The organism is Nannocystis punicea, assembly GCF_026965555.1.
In the GTDB taxonomy this organism is placed as follows: Bacteria; Myxococcota_A; Polyangia; order Nannocystales; family Nannocystaceae; genus Nannocystis; species Nannocystis punicea.
Genome location: NZ_CP114040.1, coordinates 8,684,581 through 8,710,458 on the forward strand (window position 1 = coordinate 8,684,581; position 25,878 = coordinate 8,710,458).

The window sequence follows — 25,878 nt, forward strand, 5'->3', positions numbered from 1 at the left end:
CGCCGGTCGTTCACGGCAGGCCGGCGACGCCGCCGATCCGCCGCGGGTCGGCCGCGCCGTATTGATTCCCGCTCCTCGGGTACCTCACCACCGCCTGGACCGCGCCGATGTCGCTCACGTCGGCGAACCGGTAGCCGATGTCCGCCAGCTCCGCCCGCACCGCGCTGCTGAAGCCTTCCTCGATGTCCGTGTCCGCCGAGCTGCCGGCGCTGTCGAGCGCGATCCGCGGCGACGTGATCGACGCCTTCAGCGATCGCCGGTGATCGATCAAGTTGAGCGTCACCTGCAGGAGCGCGCTGATGATGCCGGTCCCGCCCGGCGAGCCGTAGGCGGCCACCAGTTCGCCGTCGAGGAAGACCATCATCGGCGAGATGCTCGCGCGCGGCCGCTTGCCCGCGGCCAGGTCGTTCGACCCCGGGTCGTATGGCGACGTGGAGGCCGCCGGCGCGTCGTTGAAGCTGGTCAGCTGATTGTTGAGCATGAAGCCGTAGCCCTCGACCATCAGCCCCGTGCCCCACAGGCGCTCGATCGTGCTCGACACGCTGACCGCGTTGCCCTGGCCGTCGATCACCGTGAAGTGCGTGGTGTCGGCCCCCTCGACCTCCTGCCCCCATTCCGGCCGGGCGAGCTTCTTGGCGGTGGCCACGGGCGGCGGCAGGATCAGGCGCGGGTCGCCGGCCGAGACGCTGGCGCGCCGCTGCCCCGCGCTGATCAGCGCCGAGCGCGACTGCACGTAGGTACGATTCAACAGCCCCGTGGTGGGCACGTACGCGAAGTCCGGGTCGCCGAGCCACATCGCCCGGTCGGCGAACGCCAGACGCATCGCCTCCATCATCACGCCGAGAGTGTTCGTGGCGCCGAAGCGGAAGCCGCCGCTGCCGATCTCGAAGCGCTCGAGCATCCCCAGCATCTGCAGCACCGCCACCCCGCCCGACGACGGCGGCGGCGTCGTCACCACCTCGTAGCCGTGATAGCTGCGGATCAACGGCCGGCGCACGCGCACCTCGTAGCTCTCGAGGTCGCCGCAGCTCATGCGGCCCCGACCGCCCGCGTTGCTCGCGCGCGTGGCCCGCTGCGTCGCCACGATCGCCTCTGCGATCCCCGCCGGATGCTCGCAATCGTAAAACGCGTCGATTCCGTGCTGCCGGATCAGCTCGAAGGTCCTGGCCAGAGCCGGCTGCGTCAACACCTCGCCCTCGTCGAGCCGCTTTCCGCCCGGGCGGAACACCGCGCGCGCCGCGTCATAGGCGGCGTCGCCGGCCTCGAGCTTGAGCCGCGAAGAACCTGTCTCTTCAGCCAGGCGAAGACTGACCTCGAAGCCGTCCGCGGCGGCCGCGATCGCCGGATCGAGCAGCTCCCCGAGGCTGCGCGTGCCGTAGGTCTCCAGCGCGTGGGCCATGCCCTTGAGCGCCCCCGGCACGCCGACGGCGTAGCCGCTCGACGACTTGACGTCGTGCGAATGGTCGGTGGCGAACATCGTCGGCGTCACCGCGGCCGGCGCCGTCTCGCGGAAGTCGATCACCACAGTCTCGTCGGGCTCCCAGCCGGCCAGGTGGATCATCATGAACCCGCCGCCGCCGATCCCGGACGACTGCGGCTCGACGACGTTGAGCATGAATTGCACCGCCACCGCCGCGTCGACCGCGTTGCCGCCGGCGGCGAGGATCGACGCGCCCACCTCGGCCGCCAGCGGCTCGGTCGTCGTCACCACGCCGCCGTGGAACGCCGGGTTCGGACCGGCGAGCGGCGCGCCCGCGTCGTCCGGGAGCCACGCGTCGGGCAGCGGAGGTTCGCCCGCCTCCGCCGACTCGCCCGCCGCCACACACCCGCAGACCGCCGCGAGTCCGAATACGAGCAGCGCGCGTGGTCGATGCGCACAGTGTCTCAGATCCCCGATCGACATCCATCGGTCCTCCTGCGACCGCGGTGGCGCAGAACGAGCGCGCCCGATCCGTGCGGCCGCGGCCCGGCCAGGTTACCACGCGTCGTCGCAGTCGCCGCCACGGAGCGTGCGCCAGTTGGCACGTGCCAGCGCCGGCCCTCACGACTTGCGGCGATCGTGTGCCGCACGGCACGCGAATTCGCCGGCTGCTGTGATTCATCGCAGACGTCCCGCCGGCGATCGCGTGCGTATCGCTACAGCCGCCGACAACCACCACACCCCGCAATCGGTCGCGGACGATCGGCCGGACTGCGAGCTGCGCCCGATCGCCGCGCTCAGGCGCGAGCCGGCGGCGCGTCGGCCGTCGGCGCGGCCGCACCCATCAGCGCCAGGGCGCGCTCGGTCAGCGCCGGCCCGGCCTGCTCGGGCGTGCCCGCGGCGAACGGCGGCGCGGGGTCGTACTCCATCATCAACTGGACCAGCTTGGCGCTCTCCTCGCCGCGCAGCTGGGCCAGCAGGACCAGGCCGAAGTCGATGCCGGCAGTGACGCCGCCGCCGGAGATCCGGTTGCGATCGACGACGACGCGCTGCTTGACGGGCACGGCCCCGAGGGCAGGGAGCGCGTCGTGCAGGGCCCAGTGGGTCGTCGAGCGGTAACCCTGCAGGAGCCCGGCGGCGCCGAGGATCAGAGCGCCGGAGCAGACCGAGGTGATGCTGCCGGCCCGCGCGCCGCGGTCGGCCAGGAACGCCAGCAGCTCGCGATCTTGCATCGCCGCGAAGGTCCCGAAGCCGCCGGGCACGAACAGCACGTCGAGATCGCGCGGGCAGTCGGCCAGAGTGCAGGTCGGCACCAGCTGCGCGCCGGAGTCGCTGGTCACCGGCTCCATCGTCTTGGCGACCAGGTGAATGGTGCCCGCCCAGCACAGCACCGACTGCGGCCCGATCAGGTCGAGCAGCGTGAAGCCGGGGTACAGCAGCATGGCGACGGACAGCGGTTCGATGCCGGGGAGCGTCAACGGTTCGGTCATGCCGCGACGGTGACACCGGCGCGCGCGACAGGCAAGTGGCGCGAACGCCAAAGACCGCTCGGTTCTCGCCACCACGCGAATTCGCGGCCGCGGCCGCGAAAGGTGCGACGATTCAGCGCAGGTCGAGGAACTTCGATCCTGTTTCTCGGGACATCTCACGGGCGGAGCACGACCTTGATGCAGCCGTCCTTCTTGTCGCGGAAGGTCTTGTACGCCTCCGGCCCCTGCTCGAGCGGCAAGCGGTGGGTGACGACGAACGACGGGTCGAACTCGCCCGACTCGATCTTCGCCAGGAGCTGCTGCGAGTAGCGCTGCACCGGGGTCTGGCCCATGCGGAAGGTCAGGCCCTTGTTCATCGCCGCGCCCATCGGCACATTGTCGACTTCGCCCACGTAGACCCCGGGGATCGACACCGTGCCGAACTTGCGGCAGCACCGGATCGCCTCGCGCAGCACGTGCGCACGGTCGGTCGCCAGCATCACCGCGGTCTTCACCCTGTCCACCACCGCGTCCATGCTGCCCATCCCGTGCGCCTCGCAGCCGACCGCGTCGATGCAGCGGTCGGGGCCGCGACCGCGGGTCATCTCCATCAATCGGTCGTAGACCTGGGTCTCCTCGAAGTCGATCGTCTCGGCCTTGCCCGCCTCGGCCATGCGCAGGCGCTCCGGCACGCGATCGATCGCCACGACCCGGCCCGCGCCGAGCATCCAGGCGCTGCGGATCGCCATCTGCCCGACCGGACCGCAGCCCCACACCGCCACCGTGTCGCCCGCCTCGATGCCGCACAGATCGGCGGCGAAGTAGCCGGTCGGGAAGATGTCGGACAGGAACAGCACCTGCTCGTCGCTGAGCCCCGACTCGATCTTGATCGGGCCCACGTCGGCGAACGGCACGCGCAGGTACTCGGCCTGTCCGCCCCAGAATCCGCCCATCATGTGCGAGTAGCCGAACAGGCCCGCGGGCGACTGGCCCATCAGCTCCAGGGCCATGTGCGCGTTCGGGTTGCTGACGTCGCAGCCGCTGTGCTCGCCCCGCTTGCAGAAGAAGCACGAGCCGCAGGCGACCACGAACGGCACGACCACGCGGTCGCCCTTCCGCAGCCGCGTGACCCCCTTCCCGACCTCGACGACCTCGCCCATCGGCTCGTGGCCGAGGACGTCGCCGTATTCCATCGTCGGCACGACGCCGTCGTACAGGTGGAGGTCCGATCCGCAGATCGCGGTGGCCGTGACCCGGACGATCGCATCGCCCGGCTCGAGGATGATGGGATCGGGGACGTAGTCGATGCTGACATCGCCCCTGCCGTGCCAGCAGAGTGCTCTCATGGCTCGTTCTCCTGTGCGGTGGGTCTTCCTCGCGCGCCCGGTCGGCCGCTGCCGCCCGCCGCAACCGCGCTAACCTGCGCGCTCACGCCGGCGTTGCAAACTCGTGCGAATGGAGCGACCCGCCGCGACCACGCGCCACGGCGGCGCCGACGCCCCTCGCGTCCCCGCATCGCGACCGCGGCCGGCGGCGACCACCCCCGGTCGTCCGCCGTACCCCACAGCGAACTCACCCGTTCGCCGCTCGCGACCGGGCCCGGGCTCGCGGCGACGACGCACGCGGTCCGCCTCGCTAGCCGACTGTTCACCCGCGAATGTTCACAGTCCCCGGCGGTCGCGGCCATGCGCGGCGAGAGACCAGGCGCTCACCGGGGGACAAGAGTACTGCACGGACGTGCATCGCCTGCGCGCTCTGCCCCCAAGCCGAGCACCGAGCAGCTCGCGGACCCGGACCACATCGACGCGATCGTCATGAAGGTGACCCCGAGCACGGCTCGAGCCTCGCGCCGCACGGACGCGGCCGGATCACCGGCGTGTCGAAGCACGGCCGCCACGGGCTCGCAGGCGACGACGGCGTCTCCGTCGCGCCTGCGAGCCCGTGGCGACCGCGGCGAATGAGGTGTGACGAGAACGACCTGGCGGCCAGGGCCGCCAGGTCGTCCTGGACATCACCTCGGGGTTGTCAGCGGACCAGTCCGGCGCTCGCGTTCACCGCGTCGGACGGGCGACTCGCGTTGCGCGGGGGCCATTCGATCGCCAGCTTGATGATCCGCCGCTTGAGCGCGTGGCGAGTGATTCCCAGCAATGCGGCGGCGCCGACGATGTTGCCGGCCGAGCTGAGCGCCTCCGCGCACAGGCGTCGTTCGGCCTTCTCGAGGTTGAAGTCGTCAAGGATGAGTTGGGCCAATGAAACCTCCGGTTCCGTACTCGCGGGAACGGGCAGAATAATCCCTTCGAGCTTCAGCGGCGAACCGCGACAACTCACGGCCGCGTGGCTCCCACGATCCGGCCGCGCGGCACGAGATCGCGCATTGCTGTGTGGCCGCCAGCCCCCCGGCGATCGACCTATCCATATCATCAGTCCGATCGACGACGACTCGATCGAATGACCCGAGTCGGCGCGAGGTAGGTGTCACCGCCCCGCGCGTCCACCCGAGGGCGCCACACGCGCCGCGATCCGAAGCCGTCCGGCGCGACGCTCAAGGGGTGTCGAGGCCGCAGCTCCGCGACGCCGGTCCGTCCGGCGCGTGCGGGGCCGCGGCCGCGGTTGCCTCGCCGTGCGGCGATTTCCCTATCGAGCCACCATGACCTCCGACTATCAGCAGTTGAAAACACGCCGGCCGACCATCGTCGGCGCCGGCGCCTATGTCCCCGAGATTCGCATGTCGACCGCTCGGATCGCCGCGATCATCCCCGGGTGGACCCCCGAGCGCATCATCGATCGCACCGGCATCCACGAGCGGCGGTACCTGTGGGACGTCGACGACGTCACCGGCAAGGCGATCGAGCCGGCCCCGGGCGAGGCGCCGGCCACGGGCGTCGACATGAGCGAGATCGCCCTGCGCAAGGCGCTGCGGATGGCCGGCATGCGCTCCGCCGGCCTCGACGCCATCTTCGTCGTCACCTGCACCCCCGACCGCCCGAGCTTCGGCCAGGACGCGATGGCGCTGCACCGCCGGCTCGACTGCCGCGCCGACTGCTACGCGATGGTGCTCGACAGCGGCTGCGGCGGCACGATGTACGTATTCGACATGGTGGCCAGGATGATCGCCTCCGGCGCGCTCCGGACCGCCGCGATCGTCGGCAGCAACTTCAGCTCCTCGATGGTCGATCGCGACCTCTACACGCAATCGGTCCCGCTCGACGGCAGCGACAAGAGCATCGGCGCCTTCCTGTCGGCCTACGTGTTCGGCGACGGCGCCGGCGCGATCGTCCTCCGGGGCGAGGACGACGACCAGCGCGGCGTGGTCGCCTCGGTCGCCGGCAACGAGCACCTCGACCTGGTGCTGCGCCCCGGCGGCGGCGCCCTCCTGCCGCCCCACGCCGCCCGCACCCGGCCGGTCGACCTGGCGTTCGTCGTCAACGGCGCCCTCGTCCAGCACAGCTACATGCGATGCATGCGGCAGAGCCTCGAGCACGTGCTGGCCCGCGGCCAGGTCGCCGTCGGCGCGGTCTCCCGCTATTACATGCACCAGCCCAACCAGCGCCTGCTCGAGCACTTCGCCGAATCGATCGGCCTGCGGCGCGATCAGCTACCGTCGAACGTCGCGCGCAACGGCAACACCTCGTCGGCCGGGATGCTGATCCTCCTGGCCGAGGACCTCGAGCGCGGCGCCGTCGCGCTCGGCAGCGGCGAGCTGGTCGCCTTCGCGGCGATCGGCGCCGGCGCGCACCTCGGGGCCCAGCTCGTGCGATTGTGAGGCGCGACGCGGCCGCTCCTGTGAACTATGATCATAGCTGCGGCAGGTCGCCACGACGGACATCCCCGTCGTCTGTCGGCGGCTCCCCGGGCGCCGCGCGGCCCTCCGGCGATTTTGACATCCTCGTCACATCCACACGGCGCTGCGGTGAATTTCATCGGAGCGCCGCGTCGATGCGTATTCGCGAGCCGACGTGTACGCTCGGAGCGTCCCCTCGCCTCGCCATGCCCGCCTCGATCCTCGTCGTCGAAGATGAGCGCGATCTACGGTCCGCGATCTGTCACGCGCTGACGCGCGAGGGCTTTCCCCCCCGCACCGCCGACACCGGCGCGCAGGCCCTCTCGCTGGCCCGCAGCGAGCCCGCGCCCGATCTCGTGCTGCTCGACCTCAACCTCCCGGACATGTCGGGCATCGCCGTGTGCCAGGCCCTCCGCGCCGACCCGAGCACGCGCGCGCTGCCGGTGGTGATGCTGAGCGCGCGCGCCGAGGAGATCGATCGCGTGCTCGGCTTCGAGGTCGGCGCCGACGACTACGTGACGAAGCCGTTCAGCATGCGCGAGCTGGTGCTGCGGATCCGCGCCGTGCTGCGGCGACGAATCCAGCCGTCGGCGGCGAGCGAGCGGGTCACCTGCGGCCGCGTGCGCGTCGACGCCGGCGCCCAGCGTGCCTGGCTCGACGACCGCGAGCTCGCGCTCACCGCCCTCGAGCTGCGGCTCCTGATCCTCCTCGTGACCCGCCAGGGCCGCGTGCACACCCGCGAGGCGCTGCTCGCCGAGGTCTGGGGCCTGTCGCCGCACGTCACCACGCGCACCGTCGATACTCACGTCCTCCGCCTGCGCGCCAAGCTCGGCTCCGCCGCCGGCCAGCTGCAGACGCTGCGCGGCGTCGGCTACCGCTTCGCCCAGGACGAGGGCGGCCCCGCCGACCCGGAGTGATCCCGCGCCGTTGCCGGTACGATCGGGTCCGCGCCTGAATGTACAATGGGGGCGCCCCCGGCTCGCGCAGCGATCCGCGGCCGACGGCAGATCCGCCCACGTGCAGGGCGCCGTCAGGCCGCCCATCAGTGCATGACCTGGCGATCGCTGTCGCGCAGGCACGCCTGCAGCGCGTCCTGCAGGTTGCGGTGGCTGATGGATGGAGTGACCTCGACCCCGAGCTTCGTCATCGTCCGCGCCACCGCCGGGTTGAGCCCCGACAATCGCACCTGCCCGCCGAGCAGCCCGACGGCGCGAATGATGCGATACAGCTGCTCGGCCGTGGTCGTATCGACCGCGTCGACGCCCGTCATGTCCATGATCGCGTAGCGAGCCTGCAGGCGCACCACCTCGGAGAGCAGCCGCTCCATGATCGCCGACGCCCGCCCCGACTTGACCGCCCCCACCAGCGGCAAGGTGATGATGTCGTCCCAGATCTGGATGATCGGCGTCGACAGGGCCCGGCTCGCCTTCTGCTGGCGAGTGACGAGCTCGAGCCGATGGAGCGCGGTCTCCTCGGCGACCTTGAGCGCGGTGATGTCGCGGACCACCCCGATCGCGCGGATCTTCCCCTTGTGCTCGGCGTCGGGCATCGAGTCGCCGAACACCTGCCACCAGCGGATCTCGCCCTGGCGGTTGATCACGCGGTACTCGGCGAAGATCGGCTTGCCCGTCATGAAGTGCTCGGCGATCGCCTTCGACGACTTGGCGACGTCCTCGGGGTGTATCGCGTCCCACCAGCTGCTGGCGATCTGCGGGAAGCTCCCCTCGGGATAGCCGAGGAGCTCGGTGAAGCGCTCCGAATAATGCACGGGGATGTCGCGGTGGAACGCCTGCTCGGGATCGATGGCCGGGTACTCCCAAATACCGTCGCCGGCGACCGCTATCGCCATTGCATAGCGCTCGAGAAGACGGCGGATCTCCGTCTCGTCATTCGTCATCATCGTCCCCGTCCTCCGCTCTTCACCCTAGCAGCCGGAGCCGTCGGCGCAAAGCGATAAGCAGCCGGACCCACCGTTGCAGAACGTCGGTCGCCATGAAGACCGAGCAAAACGCGCGGTTTCACCCGCCCGTCGCAGACGCCCCCACGGCACCCGCGCAGCTCCGGGCGCCCGGCGCGCAATTCACCGGTCTCGCCGTCGGTCATCCACCCGTACCCACAGCCGGCGCGGACTCCGCGTCGATGTGACAGCAGGTTTCATACGCCTTGAGGCGTGCTGACGCCGCAGTGTTTGAACCACCCGGGCGCGTCGGCTGGGGTGACGAGAGCCGCAACGGCGGAAATCGCGGCCTTGAGGAGCGGGACGGTTCGGGCTCCGAGGCCGCGAAGGGCGGTCTTGATTTTCGACCAGGCGAGCTCGATGGGGTTGAGCTCGGGCGATGACGGCAGCTGGTCGACGGCATCGAGGCGATGATGACACGACAATCGATGACGATTTTCATGAGAAGCTGTGTCCATTGCTGTCTCTTCGATGCATGCGCGCACGAGCGCCCGCCACTCGGCGGCGCAGCCTCGAGGACCAACGCGCCCGCGGGCGACACAACCGATCACATGGGGGCAAGCTCCCCGCCGGTCGACCAGCACCTCTCGATAGGGCTCCGCGCGCGGTGGGAACACCGTGAGGTCGACGCGGCTCTCGTCCTCCTCGTTGACGCCGGTGATGATGGCGGCACGGGTGGTGAGGGCGCCGCCTTCCAGGTTGGGGTGGTGGTGCACGACGCGACCGATGCTCGGTTTCATGGCCGGGCGCGTAGTCGTGCACACCGGGTCTGTCAAGCTGATCAGCCTGCGCGAGCTGCAGCAGCACAGGGTCGAGCGCGACGTAGCGAGCAGCGCTCAGCGTCGGCCTTGGCGAAGGTCAAGGCCGCCTCGGCGATGCGTGGGTGCCCGGCTGTTCGAGGGCTCGCGCGGACCCTCGCCAAAACGCGGGTCCGCGGGCATCCTCCCGCGCATGTCGGTCACGATCCACGACTTCACGCAGGGCACTCTCGTCCCGCTGCTGCACACCCTCTCGTCGCTGCTCGCGCGCGGTGCCGAAAAGCTCGACCCCGCGACGATGGTCGGCCTGCGCCTCGCTCCGGACATGCACCCGCTGACCCGCCAGGTCCAGTTCGTCTGCTTCCAGGCGGTCGACGCGGCCGCCCGCCTCACCGGCCGCCTCCCGCCGGAGGTCGACACGCCCGAGGAGACGCTCGCGCAGCTCCAGCGCCGCATCGCTGCCGCGATCGCCACGCTCCGCGAGCTATCCGCCGAGGCCCTCGTCGGCGCCGAGGACCGCCCGGTTCGCCGCCAGATCGGCGAGCAGTTCGACCTCGAGATGACCGGCCTGCAGTACCTCCGCGACTTCACGCTCCCCAACTTCTACTTCCACCTGGTCACCACCTACGCGATCCTCCGCAACCACGGCGTCGACCTCGGCAAGGCCGACTACATGGCCCACATCGCCTACGCCTTGCGCCCGCGCGCCGCGGCGACTGTCTGAAAGGACAGGTCGGACTCGGCGCCGCGCCGAGGTTGATCGCCCGTCAGGTGAAACCGGCGGCCATCCATTTGAACCCGATCGTCGGCGTCACGTCGGCGATTCGTCGCGCGCCCCCCGCGGGTACGGCGTCCCGGCGGGCGCCTGCGCGCATGATGTCCCTAGAGACATGTCTTGAGGGACATATACTCGTACGTCGATGTACGACAGGCGCGACGTTACGTCGCGGTGGTCCGGGCTCGGGCCGCGTCGTAGTCTGCACGCCGGCGGAGGACGAGCGATGGACGAGCAGCAGCGAGCGGAGGTGACCGATCGAGTGGCGCGCGTGCACGCCGACCTCATGCGCGCCAAGGACGAGGCCGGGGTCCTGCGCGCGGTCGCCGAGGCGGTCGGGACGTACGCGCCGGCGCTGCTCGAGCTGTCGTACGTGCACCTCGACGGCGAGCGGCGCCCGCACGAGGTCGAGTTCGTGGCGTGGTGGCGGAGCGGCGAGGTGGGTGAGCACCCGGGCCGCGGCCAACGGCTGCCGCTCGCCGGCCTGACGCTCGCGGAGCGCTGGACCGCCGCGCGGTCCGAGCCGGTAATCGTGCCCGACATCGCCGACGACCCGCAGGTGGTCGAGGTGCTGCGCCAGCGCGGCCTATCGTCGCGCGCGCTCGCGCTGCTGCCGCTGTACAGCGAGCGCCACGACGCGTGGCAGGGCGTGCTCGGGATCCACTGGGACGCGCCGCGTGTCGCCTCCGCGGACGAGATCTCGCTGTACCACCTGCTCGCCCGCACGGTCGCCGAGGCGATCGCCGGCGAGCGGACGCTCCGCCAGCTCCGGCGCGCGCTCGCCGAGAACCAGGCGCTGCTCGCCGAGACCCAGCGGGCTCTGCGAGAGACCCGCGCGCAGCAGGAGACGCTGCGCGTGGTGCTCGACCACCTGCCGATCGGCGTCGAGGTGCTCGACATGCAGACCAACGCGCGCGAGCTCGTCAACCGCGCCGGCCAGGAGATCCTCGGCCTCGGCGGGCAGAGCGACCGCATCGACGCGACCGCGAACAACGCCTTCCGCCCGGGCGCCGCCGAGCCGATCGCGCTCGAGGACCACCCCGTGGCGCGCACGTTCGCGGCCGGCGAGACCGTGCGCATGGAGCTGGAGTTCGTGCGCGGCACCGGCGAGCGCGCGCGGCTCGACCTGACGTCGGCGCCGCTGCGCTACCCCGGCGACCCGGCGCCGCGGGTCGTCCTTCTCTATCAGGACGTCACCGCATCGCGTCGGCTCGAGCTCGAGCGCATGCAGGCGCAGGAGGAGCTGCTGCGCGTGCAGGCGGCGGCGCTCGCCGAGCGCTCGACACCGCTGATCCCGATCACGCGCGACGTCGTGGTGATGCCGCTGATCGGCACCGTCGACCCCGAGCGCGGCGCGCAGATCCTCGCCACGCTGACGCACCTCGGCGGCTCGAACCGCGTGCACGCGGCGATCCTCGACGTCACCGGCGTCTCTTGCCTCGACGCCGCCGCCGCGGACGCGCTCGTCACCGCGGCCCGCGCGGTCCGGCTGCGCGGCGTGCAGCCGGTGCTGACGGGGATCCAGCCGGCCGTCGCCGCGACGCTCGTCGCGCACGGCGTCGATCTGTCCGGCGTCCAGGTGTGCGGCACGCTGGAGGACGGCGTCGCGTGGGCGACCCGGGCCCGGCGCTGACCCGTCTCGCGCTCGAGCGGTTCGAAGAGGAAACCCCTCAGAACACTCCGAAACCCGCGATGCGACGTCGCGCGAGAACTGGCGTATGGCCGCTCGGGCGCGGACCCGTAAAACAAAGAATTGTCGTTTCCTGCAATTGAACCGTGCGTCGAGGCACAAATCCGATGGGCGGCTCGACCGGCCGAAGCACGATTTCACAGCAGGAGTCACTCATGTCGCGCGCGAGACCGGGATTGAACAAGGGAATTGGGGGTCTGAACATTCGTCCTCTGTGGTCGCCCCGGCAGCGCAGACACCGCCCGCACCAGTTCGCTTCTTGCTCTTCTTCGTTCATCGACATTCCTCCGCCGACGAGGCTCCGGCTGCCCTCAATTCACGTCACGACGGGGCACGGCGAGCATGTACGAACCTGCGTCACCACCAGGCGGCGGAAGAGCACGATGCAAGAGGCCATCGACGGTCGCTCGCCCGACCGCCAAGCACTGCGGTATCCGTGGGCTCAAGTCAGATGAAACCTGCAGTGAGTCTCCAGCATCACGCTTTCCCACGCTCCCACCTTCCCCCGCTGTGTCGGCGCGCAAGCGACGAAGCCAATGATGGTAGCACGCGTTGTCATGCCATTCTCCGGCGCCTCGAGCACGGAGGTTCGACGCCACAATCGCATTATCACCGCGAACAATCGGCCGTGTACTCGAATGGCCGTCGAAGCATATCGCCTGCAGATCGACGGGCGTGAGATCCGGCGCCATGCGTGCTCGGCCGGGCGGCGGCTCGACCCTCGACCTGGCCCATCGGACCGGTTGCGATCAACGACCCTCACCGGCTCCCCGCGCACCTGCTCGTCGGCGTCCCCCGCCTCGTGCGCGCTGCCCCGGCCCCCGCTCGCCGCCGACGTCCTCATGGCCCGCGTCCTGGTCGCCGATCGCTTCTCGAGGATGGACGAGCCCGCCGACCTCGCCTCTGCGCCCTCATGACCGCCGTCCACCATGCACTGTGGTGAGTCGTCCCGGGGACCGCCGCAGGGCGATTGCCGGACCCGGTTCCGCGAGACCCCGATCGCGCCACGTCCTTCTCACCAAAGCGAGGCCAAGCGGCCTCGCATCGAGGTGTCCGAGGCCCCGAGCGAAACATGTTTCTCCGCATTGAGGGCCGTTCGGAGCGGCCCCGTCACGCCGCCGTCGCGACGCGCTCCTCTTGCCCTCGCCCGCGCTCTGGCCTATAGCGGCTGACGATGCTGCGACTCGTCTCGACACGCGCCCTCATGATCGCACCCCTGCTCGCCCTCGCCTGCGAGGTCGACGGCGGCCGCGAGTCCGGCGATACCGGCGACCATCCGATCGACGTCCCCGACCCCGTCGATCCGCCCGAGGCCGATCCCGGTGAATACCTCGAGGGCATCGAGGGCGAGTTCATCCGCGCCTCCGAGGAGTTCGGCGTGCCCGTCTCGCTGCTCAAGGCCGTCGCCTACGTCGAGACGCGCTGGGAGATGGTCGAGGGCCAGGTCGAGTTCGACGGCCGCGACGCCGCCTTCGGCGCCATGGCCCTGCGCGCGACCACCCTGCAGCGGGCGGCCGACCTGCTCGGCGTCGAGGTCGACGCCATCAAGACCGACCGCGAGACCAACATCCGCGCCGCCGCGGCTGTCCTTCGGGACATGTCCGACGCCGAGGGCATCGACCGCGACGACCTCGGCGCGTGGGCGCCGTCGATCGCGGCCCTGGCCGCCATCGGCAACGACGCCGCCAGCATCAGCTACATCCACAACGACGTCTACGGCCTGATCAAGAACGGCCTGCTCGTCACCGACAACGACGGCAACGTGCTCTCGGAGATCCCGGCCGAGCCCGACGTCGAGCCGAACTACGACCCGCCTGGCGGCCCGATTCTGGCCAGCAACCCCGACTACGCCGGCGCGATCTTCCGCAGCTCGCCCAACTACGGCAGCCGGCCGGCCGGCGTCACCGGCGAGCGGCGCATGGTCATCATCCACTCGTGCGAGGGCGCCTACTCGGGCTGCTGGGGCTGGCTCGTCAACTCGGATTCGGGCGTCAGCGCCCACTACGTCGTCAAGGAGGACGGCTCGGAGATCTCACAGCTCGTCAAGGAGGACAAGCGGGCCTGGCACATCGCCGCGACCTACAACAAGAGCCTCAACGGCGGCCAGGAGTCGCAGCTGCACGGCACCAGCAGCAATAACTTCACCGTCGGCATCGAGCACGCCGGCTACGCCAATCAGGCCAATTGGAACGCCAACCTGATCGAGCAGTCGGCCAAGCTGGTGTGCGACATCACCAAGCGCCAGGGCATCCCGATCGACAAGTACCACGTGGTCGCGCACGGCCAGCTGCAGCCGAACAACCGCATCGACCCCGGCCCCAATTGGCCGTGGGCCACCTACTTCAACAAGATCGACGCCGCGTGCGGCGGCCAGCCCGCGGACCCGCCGCCCGAGGAGCCCGACCCCAACGAGCCGCCGCCCGACCCGCAGGATCCGCCGCCCGACGATCCGCCGCCCGACGATCCGCCGCCGATGGGTCAGGATCCGGCCGAGCTCATCGTCGACAGCAGCAACGGCAACAACGACCCCGCGCGGGCCAAGTTCACCGCCTCCGCCAATTGGTCGGCCACCGCCGCCACCCCCGGATTCTACGGCAGCAACTACCTGTTCGCCGCGGTCTCGCCGGTGTCCGACGCGGCCGAGTTCTCGTTCTACCTCGCCGCCGCGGGCAGCAAGAAGATCGAGATCTGGTACACGAGCGGCACCAACCGGGCCCCCGACGCGCCGATCGTCGCCTTCGACGCGCAGGGCAAGAACCTCGGCACCGTGAAGGTCAACATGCAGGCCGGCGGCAAGGCGTGGGCGGCCGTCGGCACCTTCAACTTCACCGCCGGGTGGAACAAGATCGCGGTGTCGCGCTGGACCACCGGCAACTACGTCGTCATCGCCGACGCGATCCGCGTGACCGCGGCCGGCAACAACCCGCCCCCGCCCCCGCCGAACGGCGACCCGACCTACGACCAGCTGCTGGCGCTGACGCAGAGCTGCACGCAGCTGCCCGGCACCACCAAGTTCAAGAGCGACTCGGCGGCCGCGGCCACCATCCCGATCTGCCAGTTGAACGGCGCGGTGTGGTGGCGGGCCGACGCCGACATCGACTGCGACGGCGCCGCCGACCCCAAGTGCACCGTCGACCCGTACTACCAGCCCGAGACCTCGGCCAAGGACTCGATGGGTAACTTCATGAACGCGGCCAAGATGGCGTTCCTGGTCGTGCCGCTGCCGAGCAACGGCTTCGACCCCAAGGCCCACGGCATCAAGACCGGCTGGTCGGGCTACGGCAGCGTCGGCGCGATCCTCTACAACGGCAAGCTGATCTACGCCCCCTACGCCGACGCCGGACCGACCGGCGTCATCGGCGAGCTGTCGTACCGCGCCGCCGAGCTGCTCGGCATCCCGCCGAGTCCGATCAACGGCGGCGTCGCCAGCGGCGTCACCTACATCGTCTTCACCGGCGCCAACTACGTCGACCCGATCGAGAGCCAGTCGGCCGCCGACGCGCTCGGTAAGCAGCGGGCCGCCGCGCTGCTCGCCGACAACTGACCGGTCCGCCGCCCGTCGGCCCACCCGCGAACATGTCTCCAGGGACATGTCCTCGCGGGCATTGTATGCACGCATGGTTGGCCCGACTCGCGAATGCCGATCGGGGCGGCGAGCGGCCCCAGCCCATGCCGCCCCGCGGCCGCTGCGCCCGCGGCGAGCGGCGCGCGATCGTCGGGCCGTCGAGTCCCGCACCGCGCCGCTGCGGCCGTGCGGGAAAGCCAACGCCACGGCGCGCGCGACCGCGGGCTGCGCCACTTGGCGACGCCCGGGCGTGCGCACAGAATTCGCCGGCAATGGCGGAGCACTCGCACCTCGAAACGCGGCTCGAGCACCTGCTCGCCGTCGTGCAGGAGCTGTCGCTCGCGCGCACCCTGGACGAGGTCACCGCGATCGTCCGTCACGCCGCTCGCGCGCTCGTCGGGGCCGACGGCGCCACCTTCGTGCTGCGTGACTGCGACCAGTGCTTCTACGCCGACGAGGAGGCGATAAGCCCGCTGTGGAAGGGCAAGCGGTTCCCCATGGACATCTGCGCCAGCGGGTGGGTCATGCGTCAGGCCCGGGCGCTCGTCATCGAGGACGTGTTCGTCGACCCGCGGATCCCGGGCGACGCCTATCGACCCACCTTCGTCAAGAGCATGGCGATGGTGCCGATCCGCAGGGCCAGCCCGATCGGCGCCATCGGCACCTACTGGGCTTGCCCTCGCGTCGCCAGCGAAGACGAGCTCAAGGTGCTGCAGGCGCTGGCGGACAGCACCTCGATCGCCCTGACCAACGTCGAGCTCTACAACGACCTCGAGCGCCGCGTCCGCGAGCGCACCGCCCAGCTGGAGGCGCTCAACGACGAGCTCGGCGCGTTCGCCTACGCCGTCTCGCACGACCTGCGCGCCCCGCTGCGAGCGATCGCCGGCTTCAGCCGCGCGCTCGACGAGCGCTGCGGGCCCGCGCTCGACGCCCGCGGCCGCGACTGCCTGGCCCGCGTGCGCCGCGGCGCCGCCCGCATGGACCGCATGATCGACGACATGCTCGACCTCTCGCGCGCGCGCGGCGGCCCCGACGGCCCGCGGCGCGAGTCGGTCGACATGTCCGCGCTGGTGCGCAGCGTCGCGGCCGAGCTGCAGGCCGGCCAGACCAGCCGCCGCGTCCGCGTCGTCGTCCAGGACGGCCTCGTCGCCGTCGCCGACGCCGGCCTCGTGCGCGTGCTGCTGCAGAACCTGCTCGGCAACGCGTTCAAGTTCACCCGCCCGCGCGCCGAGCCGATGGTCGAGGTCGGCGCGGAGGTCTCGCCCGCCGGCGAGCTCGTCTATCACGTCCGCGACAACGGGGTCGGCTTCGACGCCGCGCGCGCGGGCGAGCTGTTCGGGGCGTTCCACCGCCTCCACGACTCCGCCGAGTTCCCCGGCGACGGCATCGGCCTCGCCACGGTACAGCGGATCGTCCGCCGCCACCGCGGCCGGATCTGGGCCGAATCGGCGCCCGGCGGCGGTGCCAGCTTCTACTGGACCCTCGCCCCCGCGAGCGCCGAGCCTGTCCCCAGGGACATCTCTGCAGAATCGGACGCGCGACGGGGCGGCGCCGCGACGGCGCTGGTAGGCGCGCAGTGAACCTCCGCTCGCTCGCGGTCATGGTCGTCGACGACGACGAGGAGGACGCGCTGCTCCTCGTCTACGAGCTCGAGCGCGGCGGCTTCGACGTCCGCTGGATCTGCGTCGACACCGCCGAGGCCATGCGCGAGCAGCTCGAGCACGGCGGCTGGGAGCTCGTGCTGTCCGACTGCGCCATGCCGCAATTCAGCGGCCGCGAGGCGCTCGCCGAGTTGCACGCCTCCGGCCTCGACCTGCCGTTCATCGTCGTGTCGGGGGCCATGCGCGAGGAGGACGCGGTCGAGGCCCTCCGCGCCGGCGCCCACGACTTCATCGTCAAGGGCCGGCTCGCGCGCCTCTTGCCCGCGGTCGAGCGCGAGCTGCGAGAGGCCCACCTGCGGCGACGTCAGCGCGAGACCGAGGCGCGCCTCGCCGACTCGGAGAAGCTGCGCTCGCTCGGCCTGATGGCCGCCGGCATCGCCCACGACCTGCGCAACATCTTCACGCCGCTGACGCTGCACACCGGCCTGCTGCGGCGGCTGGTCGCCGACCATCCGCTGGCGCTGCAATCCCTGGCGAAGATCGAGCACGGCCTGGCGATCGGGGTCCAGGTGATCGATCGACTGAGCGGGTTCAGCCGGCGCAGCGACGGCTCCGAGACGATCACTGCCGCGCTCGCCGATCTCGCCCGCGGCGCCGTCGAGCTGTGCCGCCACCGCTCGCCGCCGCAGGTCCGGCTGCTCGTCCACGAGGCCTCGCCGCCGCCGCCGATCCGGATCTGTCCCGGCGAGTTCACCTCGGCGCTGGTCAACCTGATCGGCAACGCGCTCGACGCCGTCGACGCCGCGGGCACCGTCACAGTGCGGACCGGCGCCGGCGCCGGCGGGGCCTACGTCGAGGTCGTCGACGACGGCCCCGGCATCGCCGCCGAGGTCCAGGCGCGCATGCTCGAGCCCTTCTTCACTACCAAGAAGGCGGGCACCGGCCTCGGCCTGGCGATCGTCCGCGCCTTCGTCGACCGCCACGGCGGCAAGCTGTCCTTCGAGACAGCCCCGGGCGCGGGCACCTGCGTGCGCATGTGGTTCCCGACGCCCTTGCCGGCTCAGGCCGCGCCCTTGAGCGGCGCCGCCGGGGCCGCCTCGGGGATGCCGTAGTAGAGCCGCGCCGCCAGGCCGCCCTCTTGCTGGACGCGCTCGGCGGCCGGCCCGGCGATCAGCTCGATGCGGGCGCCCGCGGCCATCGCCAGCTCGGGCAGCTGCACCCGCAGCTCGGTGTCGGCCAGCGGCCACGGCACCAGCAGCAGCTCGACCTGCTTGTTCTTCAGGCACTCGAGCACCGTGGCGATCCCCAGCGCTCCGCGGCCGCCGGCCTTGGCCAGGTCGACGACCTCGTCGACCAGCGCGCACTCGTGCACGCGCTCGTGCTCGAGCGCGTGCGGCAGCAGGTGGTCCCAGGTCGCCTGGTCGCTCAGGTGCAGCGGCGTCGGCACGACCGCGATCACGGCCTTGCGCACCGTGTCGTGCATGATGCCCTCGACCGCCCGCGCCGACGCCTCGGTCCCGCCGAGCACGATCCGCTTCGCGCCTGACTCTTCGACCAGGTGCGCGCATTGCTCCGCGACCTGGCGGTAGAACCGGCGCGCGTGGTCCTCGATGGTCGCCTCGAAGGCGTCGCGGTTGTTGCCGCCGTGGACGTAGCCGCCCTCCCCGCGGCTGGTCGCCGGCAGGTACTTGGGCGGGAAGTCGTACTCGAACACCTCGTTGTAGCGGGTGCCGCCGAGCCCGGCGCGGCCGAGCCGGGCGACGAAGAAGCGGACCTTCTCCGAGTCGACCAGCGCCACCACGTAGGGCTCGTACTCGTCGAGCAGCCACAGCAGCGACGCCACGGCCGGCCGCCCGAAGTGGCACTCGGGCGCGACGATCGGGACCTGCAGCCGGAGCACCTCCTCGGCGCCCGGCGTGAAGAAGGCGGCGACCGCCTTGCACTCCGGCCGCAGCGTGGAGAAGAACTGCTCCGCCCGCGCCACGAGCTCCGGCACGACCGGGTCGTCGTGCGTCGCCTTCAGCTCGCGCAGCGAATTCTTGAGCCAGATCCGCCAGCCCGGCACCCGCCCGTTGTTCTCGAACAGCGAGGGGTCGACCTGCGCGTACAGCGACAGCGTCTTGTCGGCCGCCGATTGGCTGAGCACGCGATTCACATCGGTAAGCTTGAGCATCCAGACCTCGTTGCCGCCAAGTCTGGGCAATCAGCGCGCTCGTGCAAACCCGCGGGCGACCTCTGCCGGACCAGCCGGCCGCCGATCGACAATGGTGGCAGGCGCGACCGCGGCCCCGCGATTTGGGCGCCGGCCCGGCGCGACACGTGCGCACGATCGATTCACCGTCGGCGACGGCCCGCTCGCCCCGGCGAGCACGACTTTTCCGGAACACACATTCACGATCGCCGCCAGCGAGCCCGACCGCCGGCCCCTCACGAAGACGCAGCGTCGCCTCGAGCCTGGTGATGCGCGTGGGCGCGCGGCGATGGCCCGCTTCGTCGACCAGCACGGTCGCAGGTAACGATGTCGAGCTCCTCGACGCCATGCCGCCGCAATCGCGGGCTGTCAGAGGATCGGGGACACAAAGCAGACTCACTCGACCGGGCAACTCGTACTCGCCGTGCTCCGCCCTCTCCGCGAGAGCTCGCGCAGGTCATCGGGCACCGCGAAGCCGAGGGCTTTCGCACACGAAGCAATTGCTTCGTCGGACGTTGGGGGCGCGAGGTTGTCGACAATGTCCTCAGCGTCGTTGGCGCGCATCCACGCTTGAGCCGCCCGAGGGCTGTCTTCCTTCGTTCGACAGCGCAAGAAATGCGAATGAGCTCCGGGCGTCAGCCTTGATCTGGCCGTGGCCGCGACGCGGCGAGCCTCCGGCGACTCGGCCGGCCCCGGGATCCGTGTGCTTCGGGGACGGCGCCGCGCCCCTGGCAACCTCAGCGCGGCGAGACGATGAGCCTCGGTGTCATAACGCCGGCGCGGGCCCCGGCGAAAGTCGGGGAGTCTCCGCCAGGGGGGCTGGCATGCTGCTGCTCTGCTCGTGGTTGCCCGCGCGCTCGGCGACAGCGGGTAGCAGCACATGGAGGGCCATGCACCACACCGCACTCGTCCTGTCAATCACGCGAGCGGCGGCACCAGGAGCGGCCGAGAGCGCCCCGGAGCTGCTCCCGGCCGCTGACGCCGAGGAGTTTTTCGCCGACCTGCAAGCTCCCGTCATCCTCGAGGACGTCCGTGCTGCTGTGGCCGACAGCCAGCTAGAGGTCAGCTTCTATTTGCCGGAGGTCGGAGTAGTCTCAATGACCGTTCGGGTGGACGATGCAGGTGCCGGTGTTGGCCTCGTCAAGGTCGAGGACGCTGTCGTGACGAGGTCGGCTTCATCGACGGTGCGGTCGTCTCGCACTCGAGCAACTTCGCCATCCTCAGTACGGAGCAGGCCGTGGGCCTCGTCGCTGGCCTCCTGCAGGTCTGGCACGGGGACGCCGTGACCGACGCGCTGGAGGACGACCGGGGCCTCAAGTGCTGGTGGGCCGGCAAGATCGCCGGGGCGACGATGGGCGTCGCGGCCGCCGCCGGGTGTGGCCTCGTGGCCAAGAACACAACGTGCATCGGCATTGGCTGGGGTGTTCACAGCACCGTCTCGGGCTATATCAGCGACAAGTGTAACGGAGCGCAGAACAAGTGATGGACCGAGGGACCATGGAGCTGCGGCAGCAGCGTGCCCCTTCGCGCGGACCCCTGCCCCCTCAACGGTGGGGGTTCTTGCCGACCGAGCAATTCTGGAACCTCGCGGGGTTTACGCCGATCACGTTGGCGTTCTGGATCCCGGGCTTCATTTTTCATGACTGGCTCGTTTTCCTCGGATGGTCGTGGTGGCAGCGCGGGCTCGCGGTCATGGCCTTCGCCGCCCTCTGGGCTGGCCTGGTCGAGCGCTGGAGCCGTCACTATCTCGCACGGCGACGCAAGCGGGCGCTGACCGAAGGCGAACTCGAGGATGCACAGGAAGCGCTCGTCCCGTCGCCGGTCGAGCCGCAAAAGCTGCCAGTCTTCGCCACGCATGAATTCTGGGACTACGCGTTCGCAAGGCTGTTCGGCCGAGCGAGAGGCGTCGCCTTGAAGCTCTTCGAGTTCCTGTTTTTCATGGCGTTCTTCTACCCCTCCGCGCTCGTGTTGGGCGGGGCCTTTTCTCTGCTGGTCGTCATCTCCCTCGGCCTTGGAGCATGGCAGCGCCGGCTGCTACGCCGAGCGCTCGAGGTCGGTGGGCAGCCGGGGCCGGCGCTCGCGGACGCGTGCGAGCCGGGCGGCTCGCGGCCCCGGACGACCGCGTAGAGGCGGCGCCGTCGCCTCCACGGCGGGCCATACCTCGTGGCGGGGTCTGTTCGACCTCGCGTCCGTGACATGTCCTTCAGAGCATATCACGCACTCGCGCCCGCCCCCGTGCCCTGCCCATCCCGAGCGGACCGCCGCTCGGGACGAGCCCCTCTCGCTCCATGCCTCTCGGGACAGGTACTCACCGCGGGACCGGCCCGAGCGTCTCGGCGAGGAACGTCTCGATCGCCAGCTGCGCGCGGCGGGTCGCGTTCGGGTCGTACTGCAGCCCGCGCTCGGGCATCTGCGCCGCGGGCAGCGTGAACGCGTGCATCGCGTGACCGTACGCGTGCAGCTGCCAATCGGCGCCGGCGGCGGTCAGCTCGCGGGCGAGCGCGAGCACGTCCTCGGGCGGCGCGACCGGGTCCTCCCAGCCGTGCAGCACCAGGATCTTCGCGCCGATCCGCGGCTGCTCGGCGAAGCCCGGCGGCTTCAGCACCCCGTGCACCGAGATCACCCCGCGGACCCCGGCGGCGTTGCAGCGGGCCGTGTCGATCGCACACAGGCCGCCGAAGCACCAGCCGATCACCACCAGTCGGTCGGGGTCGACGAGCGGGTGCTGGCGCGCCGCGGCGACCCCGGCGACCAGGCGGTCGCGCAGCAGGCCGCGGTCGTGCAGCAATGGGAGCATCAGGCGGCTATTGTCGCCGGTCTCCTCACCGCGGACGCCCTTGCCGTACACGTCGAGGGCGAAGGCGACGAAGCCCTGGGCCGCGAACTCCTCCGCGCGGGTGCGGATGGACGCGTTCTGACCGTCCCAGGCGTGCGCCAGCACGACGCACGGGCGCGGCCGCGCGGTCGCGCCGTCGTGCGCGACGTAACCCTCGCCCACGACGTCGCCCGCGGGATACTCGACGAATTCGGACACGATCGATCGGCTCGAAGCAGCGGTCATCAGTACCGATTGATTCTCATGCGCTGCGCGGCCCGACAAGCCCCGCACAAGGTGTCACGGTTGGGCCCGGGTCTCGCTCGGCGGCGTGAACGTCGCCAGCGACGCCGGTCGCGCCGCTCGTAGCCGCTGGGCCGTCGCCTCCGCGGTCCTGAGCACGCGAAGCAGATTGCGCCCGGCGAGCTTCTCCAGCTCCTCGTCGGTCCAGCCCCGACGGGCCAGCTCGGCCAGCAAATGGGGGTACTTCGACACGTCCTCGAGACCGACCGGCACCGCCGACATGCCGTCGAAGTCGCTGCCGAGGCCGACGTGGTCGACGCCGGCCACGCGGCGCACGTGCTCGACGTGGTCGGCCACCTGCGCCAAAGTGGCGCGCGGCTGCGGCTGCGCGTCGAGCTCGGCCATCCGGGCGGCGCGGGCCGCAGGATCGGCGATCTTCGCCGCCTCCGCCCGCGCCTTCCGCCGCGCCTCGCGGGCGTCGCCGGCCGCCTGCGACACGTAGGCCGGCAGGAACGTGACCATGACGATCCCTCCGTTCTCAGGGATCCGCCGCAGGATGTCGTCGGGCACGTTACGGGCCGAGTCGGCGATCGCCCGCGCCGACGAGTGCGAGAAGATGATCGGCGCCTCGCTGACCCGCAGCGCGTCGTCCATCGTCGCCGGCGACACGTGCGACAGGTCGACCAGCATGCCGAGGCGGTTCATCTCGCGCACCACCTCCTCGCCGAACGCGGTCAGGCCGTCGTGCCGCGGCGGCAACACTGCGCAGTCGGCCCAGTCGGTATGCACATTGTGCGTCAGCGTCAGGTAGCGGACCCCGAGCGTGTGATACGCCCGCAGCGTCCCCAGCGAATTGGCCAGAGTGTGACCGCCCTCGGCCCCGAGCAGCGACGCCACCCGCCCGGCCCGGAACGCCTGCTCGACCTCGTCGGCGGTCAGCGCCAGCGCCAGATCGTCGGGGTACGCCGCGATCATCCGCCGCGCCAGATCGATCTGCTCGAGCTGCAGGCGCACCAGCTCGCCGGCCGGCCGATCCCCCGGCACGTACACCGACCAGAATTGCGCGCCCACTCGACCCGCCCGCATTCGCGGCAGATCGGTGTGCCCCTTGGTGGCCGCGCGCAGGTCGTAGGCCGCGACGTCCCCGGGCGCATCCTTGTACTCGCGGATCGTCCACGGCAGATCGTTGTGCCCGTCGACCAGCGGCACGCGAGCCAGCACGGCGTGGGCCCGCTGCAGCTCCGGATCGGCCGCGAGCGCCGGATCGATCGGCGGCGCAGCCGCGGGCACCACCGCCGCCGCCGGAACCGCCGCCGCCGGAACCGCCGCCGCCTGTGGTTGCGCCCGCACCGCCTGGGCCTCCGTCGCGGGCGCGGCCCGCCGCTCGGGCTCCCGCTCCGCTGGCGCCGCGCATCCGCACGCGAAAAGGGCGAGCGCCCACGTCGACGCGCGCGCGTGAAGGACCGGCCGCAGGCTCGAAATCACCCCGCGATACTATCACGGGCCCGCACGCCCTGCCCCGCCCGCAGCTCCCGGCGCCGCCCTCGCCATTCGCCCCGCGCAACAGCGGCACACCGCAATCGGGCCGCCGTCGCGGAACGCTGGCCGAGCCAGCCGCGTCCCCGGGCTCGAGTTCACCGCGGCCGAGGTGAGCGATCGAGTTCACCGCGGCCGAGGCGAGGCCGCAGGATCGTGGCGGAAACGAACCGCCTCACCGCATGCGAGCCTCGAGTTCACCGCGGCAAGGCGAGCGCACCGCCTCGGCGGGTGCGAGCGCTCGAGTCTACAGCGGCGGAGGCGTGGGCGTGGGCGCAGGGGGCTGCGGCGCCGGCGAGGGCGGGGGCGGCTGCGGCGGCGGCATCGGATTGGGGGGAGGCTGCGGCTGAGGCGAGGGAGGCTTCGGCCCGGGGGTGGGAGGATTCGGGTTTGGATTCGGATTGGGATTCGGATTCGGGGGAGGCGTCGGATTCGGCGTCGGCGACGGCGGTGCCGGGGATGGTTGCATCGTCGCGGCCGAGACCGCTGCGACGGCCTCGGGCGCTGCGGCGGCCACGAGCGCCAGCGCGGCGACGGACACCGAAGCGGACTTGAGGATTCTGGTCATGATGCGGTCTTTCATGATTCGACCGTAGCGCCCTCCAGGCGAGCGTCCAGCCGAGCCGGGGTCATGGCTCCACTCCTCGCATTCGCGGGCCGCCGCGCGTTCTTCGCCGGTGCCCGCCCGCCAGCGAGGCCAAGCACACCGCGCTGCCGTGATTGCGGCCCGGCGACGAAAAGCTGGCCTCGCCGGTTGCCTCACTCGCGAGCACCCGCCGGGGCGCATCCCGCGAATCGCGGCCCGGCGAGGCGCCTCGCGCCGCCTGCGCGAAGGAACTCGAGCCGCGCGGCGTACTGCGATTCGCGGCCCGCCGATCCGACGATGTCCGCACGCGAAGCGAACCGTACCGCGAGTCGAACGATCTCGCTCCGCCAGCGCGACACCGGTCCCTCCGAGTCGCCAGCTCCTCGCTAGAGCCTGGCCTTCAGAACATGCCCAAATAGACATGCCAGCGACAGCGCGACGCAGTCCGGCTCCTCGCCTGGACGACCTGCCAACTGCCGTGCACATCCGAGCGATTTCGCCCATCGCGCCACTCGCGCATCGCGCTTGTCCGCGTGACGACCACAAGGAACGTCGTTCAATCGGCAAGAATCGCTCGATTCTGAATACTAAAGTTTTAACTTGATCTTCTTGATCGCCAGCCCAATACTCAAGTCCATGCTTGACCAAGGCGCCGTCGACCGGGTTTTTCATGCGCTCGCAGATCCGTCTCGTCGCGCCATGGTCGAGCGCCTCGGTCGGGGGCCGGCTTCGGTGAAGGAGCTGGCCGCGCCGCTGGCGATGAGCCTCGCCGCGGTCGTGCAGCACGTGCAGGTGCTCGAGCAGAGCGGCGTCATCCGCACCGAGAAGATCGGGCGGGTGCGCAACTGTCGGCTCGACCCGGCCGGGCTGAACGTCGCCGAGCGGTGGATCGTGGAGCGTCGCGCCCTGTGGGAGCGCCGCCTCGATCGCCTGGGCGACCTCCTCGCCGAGCCCGAACCGTCCGACGAACAGCGAGCGAACGATAACGACACCACGGAGGAACAGTCATGATCACGGAGTCCGTCGTCCACAGCACCATCACGATCGAACGCACCTACCCCGTCGCTCCCGAGCGCGTGTTCCGGGCCTGGGCCGACCCCAAGCAGAAGCGGCGGTGGTTCGCCGAGGGCGAGGGCTGGGAGGTCGTGCAATTCGACCTGGACTTCCGCGAGGGCGGCCGCGAGACTGCCCGCTTCCGCCACGCGACCAATAACGCCGAGTTCCGCAACGAAGGCCATTACGAGGACATCGTCCCGAACCGGCGGATCGTCGTCGCCTATACCATGAGCGCCGGCGACAGGCGGATCTCCGCCTCTCTGGGGACCGTCGAGCTGCGCCCCCAGGGCGACGGCACCCGGCTGGTCTACACCGAGCAGGCCGCCTTCTTCGACGGCGCCGACGGCCCGCGCATGCGCGAGCAAGGCTGGCGCCAGCTGCTCGAGTCCCTCGCCAACGAGCTCGCCGCTCCGCGCTGAACCGCCTCGCCGCAGC

Annotated in this window: 20 protein-coding genes; 11 read left to right on the forward strand and 9 right to left on the reverse strand. The window is 71.0% G+C overall.

Translation table 11 applies throughout. From position 1 onward, the window contains the following. Positions 1-10: 10 nt before the first annotated feature. From ggt to O0S08_RS33210, 4 genes are all read right to left on the reverse strand, one after another. Complete coding sequence (gene ggt, locus O0S08_RS33195; RefSeq protein WP_269033434.1) at positions 11-1,822, reverse strand: gamma-glutamyltransferase; 1,812 nt, start codon at positions 1,820-1,822, stop codon at positions 11-13. Between the two features lie 395 nt (positions 1,823-2,217). After that, on the reverse strand, positions 2,218-2,910 hold the full coding sequence (locus O0S08_RS33200) for a DJ-1/PfpI family protein (RefSeq protein WP_269033435.1): 693 nt from the start codon (positions 2,908-2,910) through the stop codon (positions 2,218-2,220). 155 nt (positions 2,911-3,065) lie between these two features. Continuing rightward, positions 3,066-4,235, reverse strand: a complete 1,170-nt coding sequence (locus O0S08_RS33205) for a zinc-dependent alcohol dehydrogenase (protein ID WP_269033436.1) — start codon at positions 4,233-4,235, stop codon at positions 3,066-3,068. Between the two features lie 679 nt (positions 4,236-4,914). Then, positions 4,915-5,217, reverse strand: coding sequence for a helix-turn-helix domain-containing protein (locus O0S08_RS33210; RefSeq protein WP_269033437.1), 303 nt, complete (start codon positions 5,215-5,217; stop codon positions 4,915-4,917). A 319-nt stretch (positions 5,218-5,536) separates the two neighbouring features. On the opposite strand from O0S08_RS33210, the gene O0S08_RS33215 reads away from it, so the two are divergent. Continuing rightward, positions 5,537-6,652, forward strand: a complete 1,116-nt coding sequence (locus tag O0S08_RS33215) for a 3-oxoacyl-ACP synthase III family protein (protein WP_269033438.1) — start codon at positions 5,537-5,539, stop codon at positions 6,650-6,652. A 224-nt stretch (positions 6,653-6,876) separates the two neighbouring features. Further along, positions 6,877-7,587 carry a response regulator gene (locus O0S08_RS33220; protein WP_269033439.1) on the forward strand — a complete coding sequence of 237 codons (711 nt, stop codon included), beginning with the start codon at positions 6,877-6,879 and terminating at the stop codon, positions 7,585-7,587. A 125-nt stretch (positions 7,588-7,712) separates the two neighbouring features. Here the strand turns inward: O0S08_RS33220 and O0S08_RS33225 are convergent, their stop codons facing one another. Further along, positions 7,713-8,570 carry a PAS domain-containing protein gene (locus O0S08_RS33225; protein ID WP_269033440.1) on the reverse strand — a complete coding sequence of 286 codons (858 nt, stop codon included), beginning with the start codon at positions 8,568-8,570 and terminating at the stop codon, positions 7,713-7,715. Positions 8,571-8,824: 254 nt separating this feature from the next. Then, the gene (locus O0S08_RS51375; RefSeq protein ID WP_371879506.1) at positions 8,825-9,367 is read right to left on the reverse strand and encodes a hypothetical protein; all 543 of its coding nucleotides are present in this window, start codon (positions 9,365-9,367) and stop codon (positions 8,825-8,827) included. Between the two features lie 211 nt (positions 9,368-9,578). Between O0S08_RS51375 and O0S08_RS33235 the strand changes: the two genes are divergently transcribed. The 5 genes from O0S08_RS33235 (at position 9,579) to O0S08_RS33255 (ending at position 18,128) form a co-directional block, all read left to right on the forward strand. Next, complete coding sequence (locus O0S08_RS33235) at positions 9,579-10,109, forward strand: DUF1993 domain-containing protein (RefSeq protein ID WP_269033441.1); 531 nt, start codon at positions 9,579-9,581, stop codon at positions 10,107-10,109. Between the two features lie 277 nt (positions 10,110-10,386). Beyond that, positions 10,387-11,793: an STAS domain-containing protein gene (locus O0S08_RS33240; RefSeq protein WP_269033442.1), complete on the forward strand. Its 1,407-nt coding sequence runs from the start codon at positions 10,387-10,389 to the stop codon at positions 11,791-11,793. A gap of 1,261 nt (positions 11,794-13,054) precedes the next feature. Beyond that, a complete protein-coding gene (locus O0S08_RS33245; RefSeq protein ID WP_269033443.1) occupies positions 13,055-15,394 on the forward strand; it encodes a golvesin C-terminal-like domain-containing protein in 2,340 nt (779 codons plus the stop codon). Between the two features lie 293 nt (positions 15,395-15,687). Continuing rightward, a complete protein-coding gene (locus tag O0S08_RS33250; protein WP_269033444.1) occupies positions 15,688-16,995 on the forward strand; it encodes a sensor histidine kinase in 1,308 nt (435 codons plus the stop codon). Beyond that, complete coding sequence (locus O0S08_RS33255) at positions 16,992-18,128, forward strand: sensor histidine kinase (protein ID WP_269033445.1); 1,137 nt, start codon at positions 16,992-16,994, stop codon at positions 18,126-18,128. The genes O0S08_RS33250 and O0S08_RS33255 overlap by 4 nt, the downstream gene beginning before the upstream one ends. On the opposite strand, the gene O0S08_RS33260 is transcribed toward O0S08_RS33255, so the two are convergent. After that, complete coding sequence (locus O0S08_RS33260; RefSeq protein ID WP_269033446.1) at positions 18,077-19,189, reverse strand: VLRF1 family aeRF1-type release factor; 1,113 nt, start codon at positions 19,187-19,189, stop codon at positions 18,077-18,079. The genes O0S08_RS33255 and O0S08_RS33260 overlap by 52 nt on opposite strands. A gap of 1,255 nt (positions 19,190-20,444) precedes the next feature. Here O0S08_RS33260 and O0S08_RS33265 point away from each other — a divergent pair. Then, positions 20,445-20,690: a hypothetical protein gene (locus tag O0S08_RS33265; protein WP_269033447.1), complete on the forward strand. Its 246-nt coding sequence runs from the start codon at positions 20,445-20,447 to the stop codon at positions 20,688-20,690. Positions 20,691-20,767: 77 nt separating this feature from the next. Beyond that, positions 20,768-21,334, forward strand: coding sequence for a hypothetical protein (locus O0S08_RS33270; protein WP_269033448.1), 567 nt, complete (start codon positions 20,768-20,770; stop codon positions 21,332-21,334). A 181-nt stretch (positions 21,335-21,515) separates the two neighbouring features. On the opposite strand, the gene O0S08_RS33275 is transcribed toward O0S08_RS33270, so the two are convergent. Together O0S08_RS33275 and O0S08_RS33280 are read right to left on the reverse strand one after the other, a co-directional pair. Beyond that, positions 21,516-22,268 (reverse strand): dienelactone hydrolase family protein, encoded by a 753-nt coding sequence (locus O0S08_RS33275; RefSeq protein WP_269033449.1) that lies wholly within the window; start codon positions 22,266-22,268, stop codon positions 21,516-21,518. Positions 22,269-22,322: 54 nt separating this feature from the next. Then, entirely contained in the window at positions 22,323-23,555 is a 1,233-nt protein-coding gene (locus tag O0S08_RS33280) for a dipeptidase (protein ID WP_371879564.1), read from the reverse strand. 1,468 nt (positions 23,556-25,023) lie between these two features. Between O0S08_RS33280 and O0S08_RS33285 the strand changes: the two genes are divergently transcribed. Then, positions 25,024-25,398 (forward strand): ArsR/SmtB family transcription factor, encoded by a 375-nt coding sequence (locus O0S08_RS33285; RefSeq protein ID WP_371879565.1) that lies wholly within the window; start codon positions 25,024-25,026, stop codon positions 25,396-25,398. Further along, on the forward strand, positions 25,395-25,862 hold the full coding sequence (locus O0S08_RS33290; RefSeq protein WP_269033452.1) for an SRPBCC family protein: 468 nt from the start codon (positions 25,395-25,397) through the stop codon (positions 25,860-25,862). The genes O0S08_RS33285 and O0S08_RS33290 overlap by 4 nt, the downstream gene beginning before the upstream one ends. Positions 25,863-25,878: the final 16 nt, after the last annotated feature.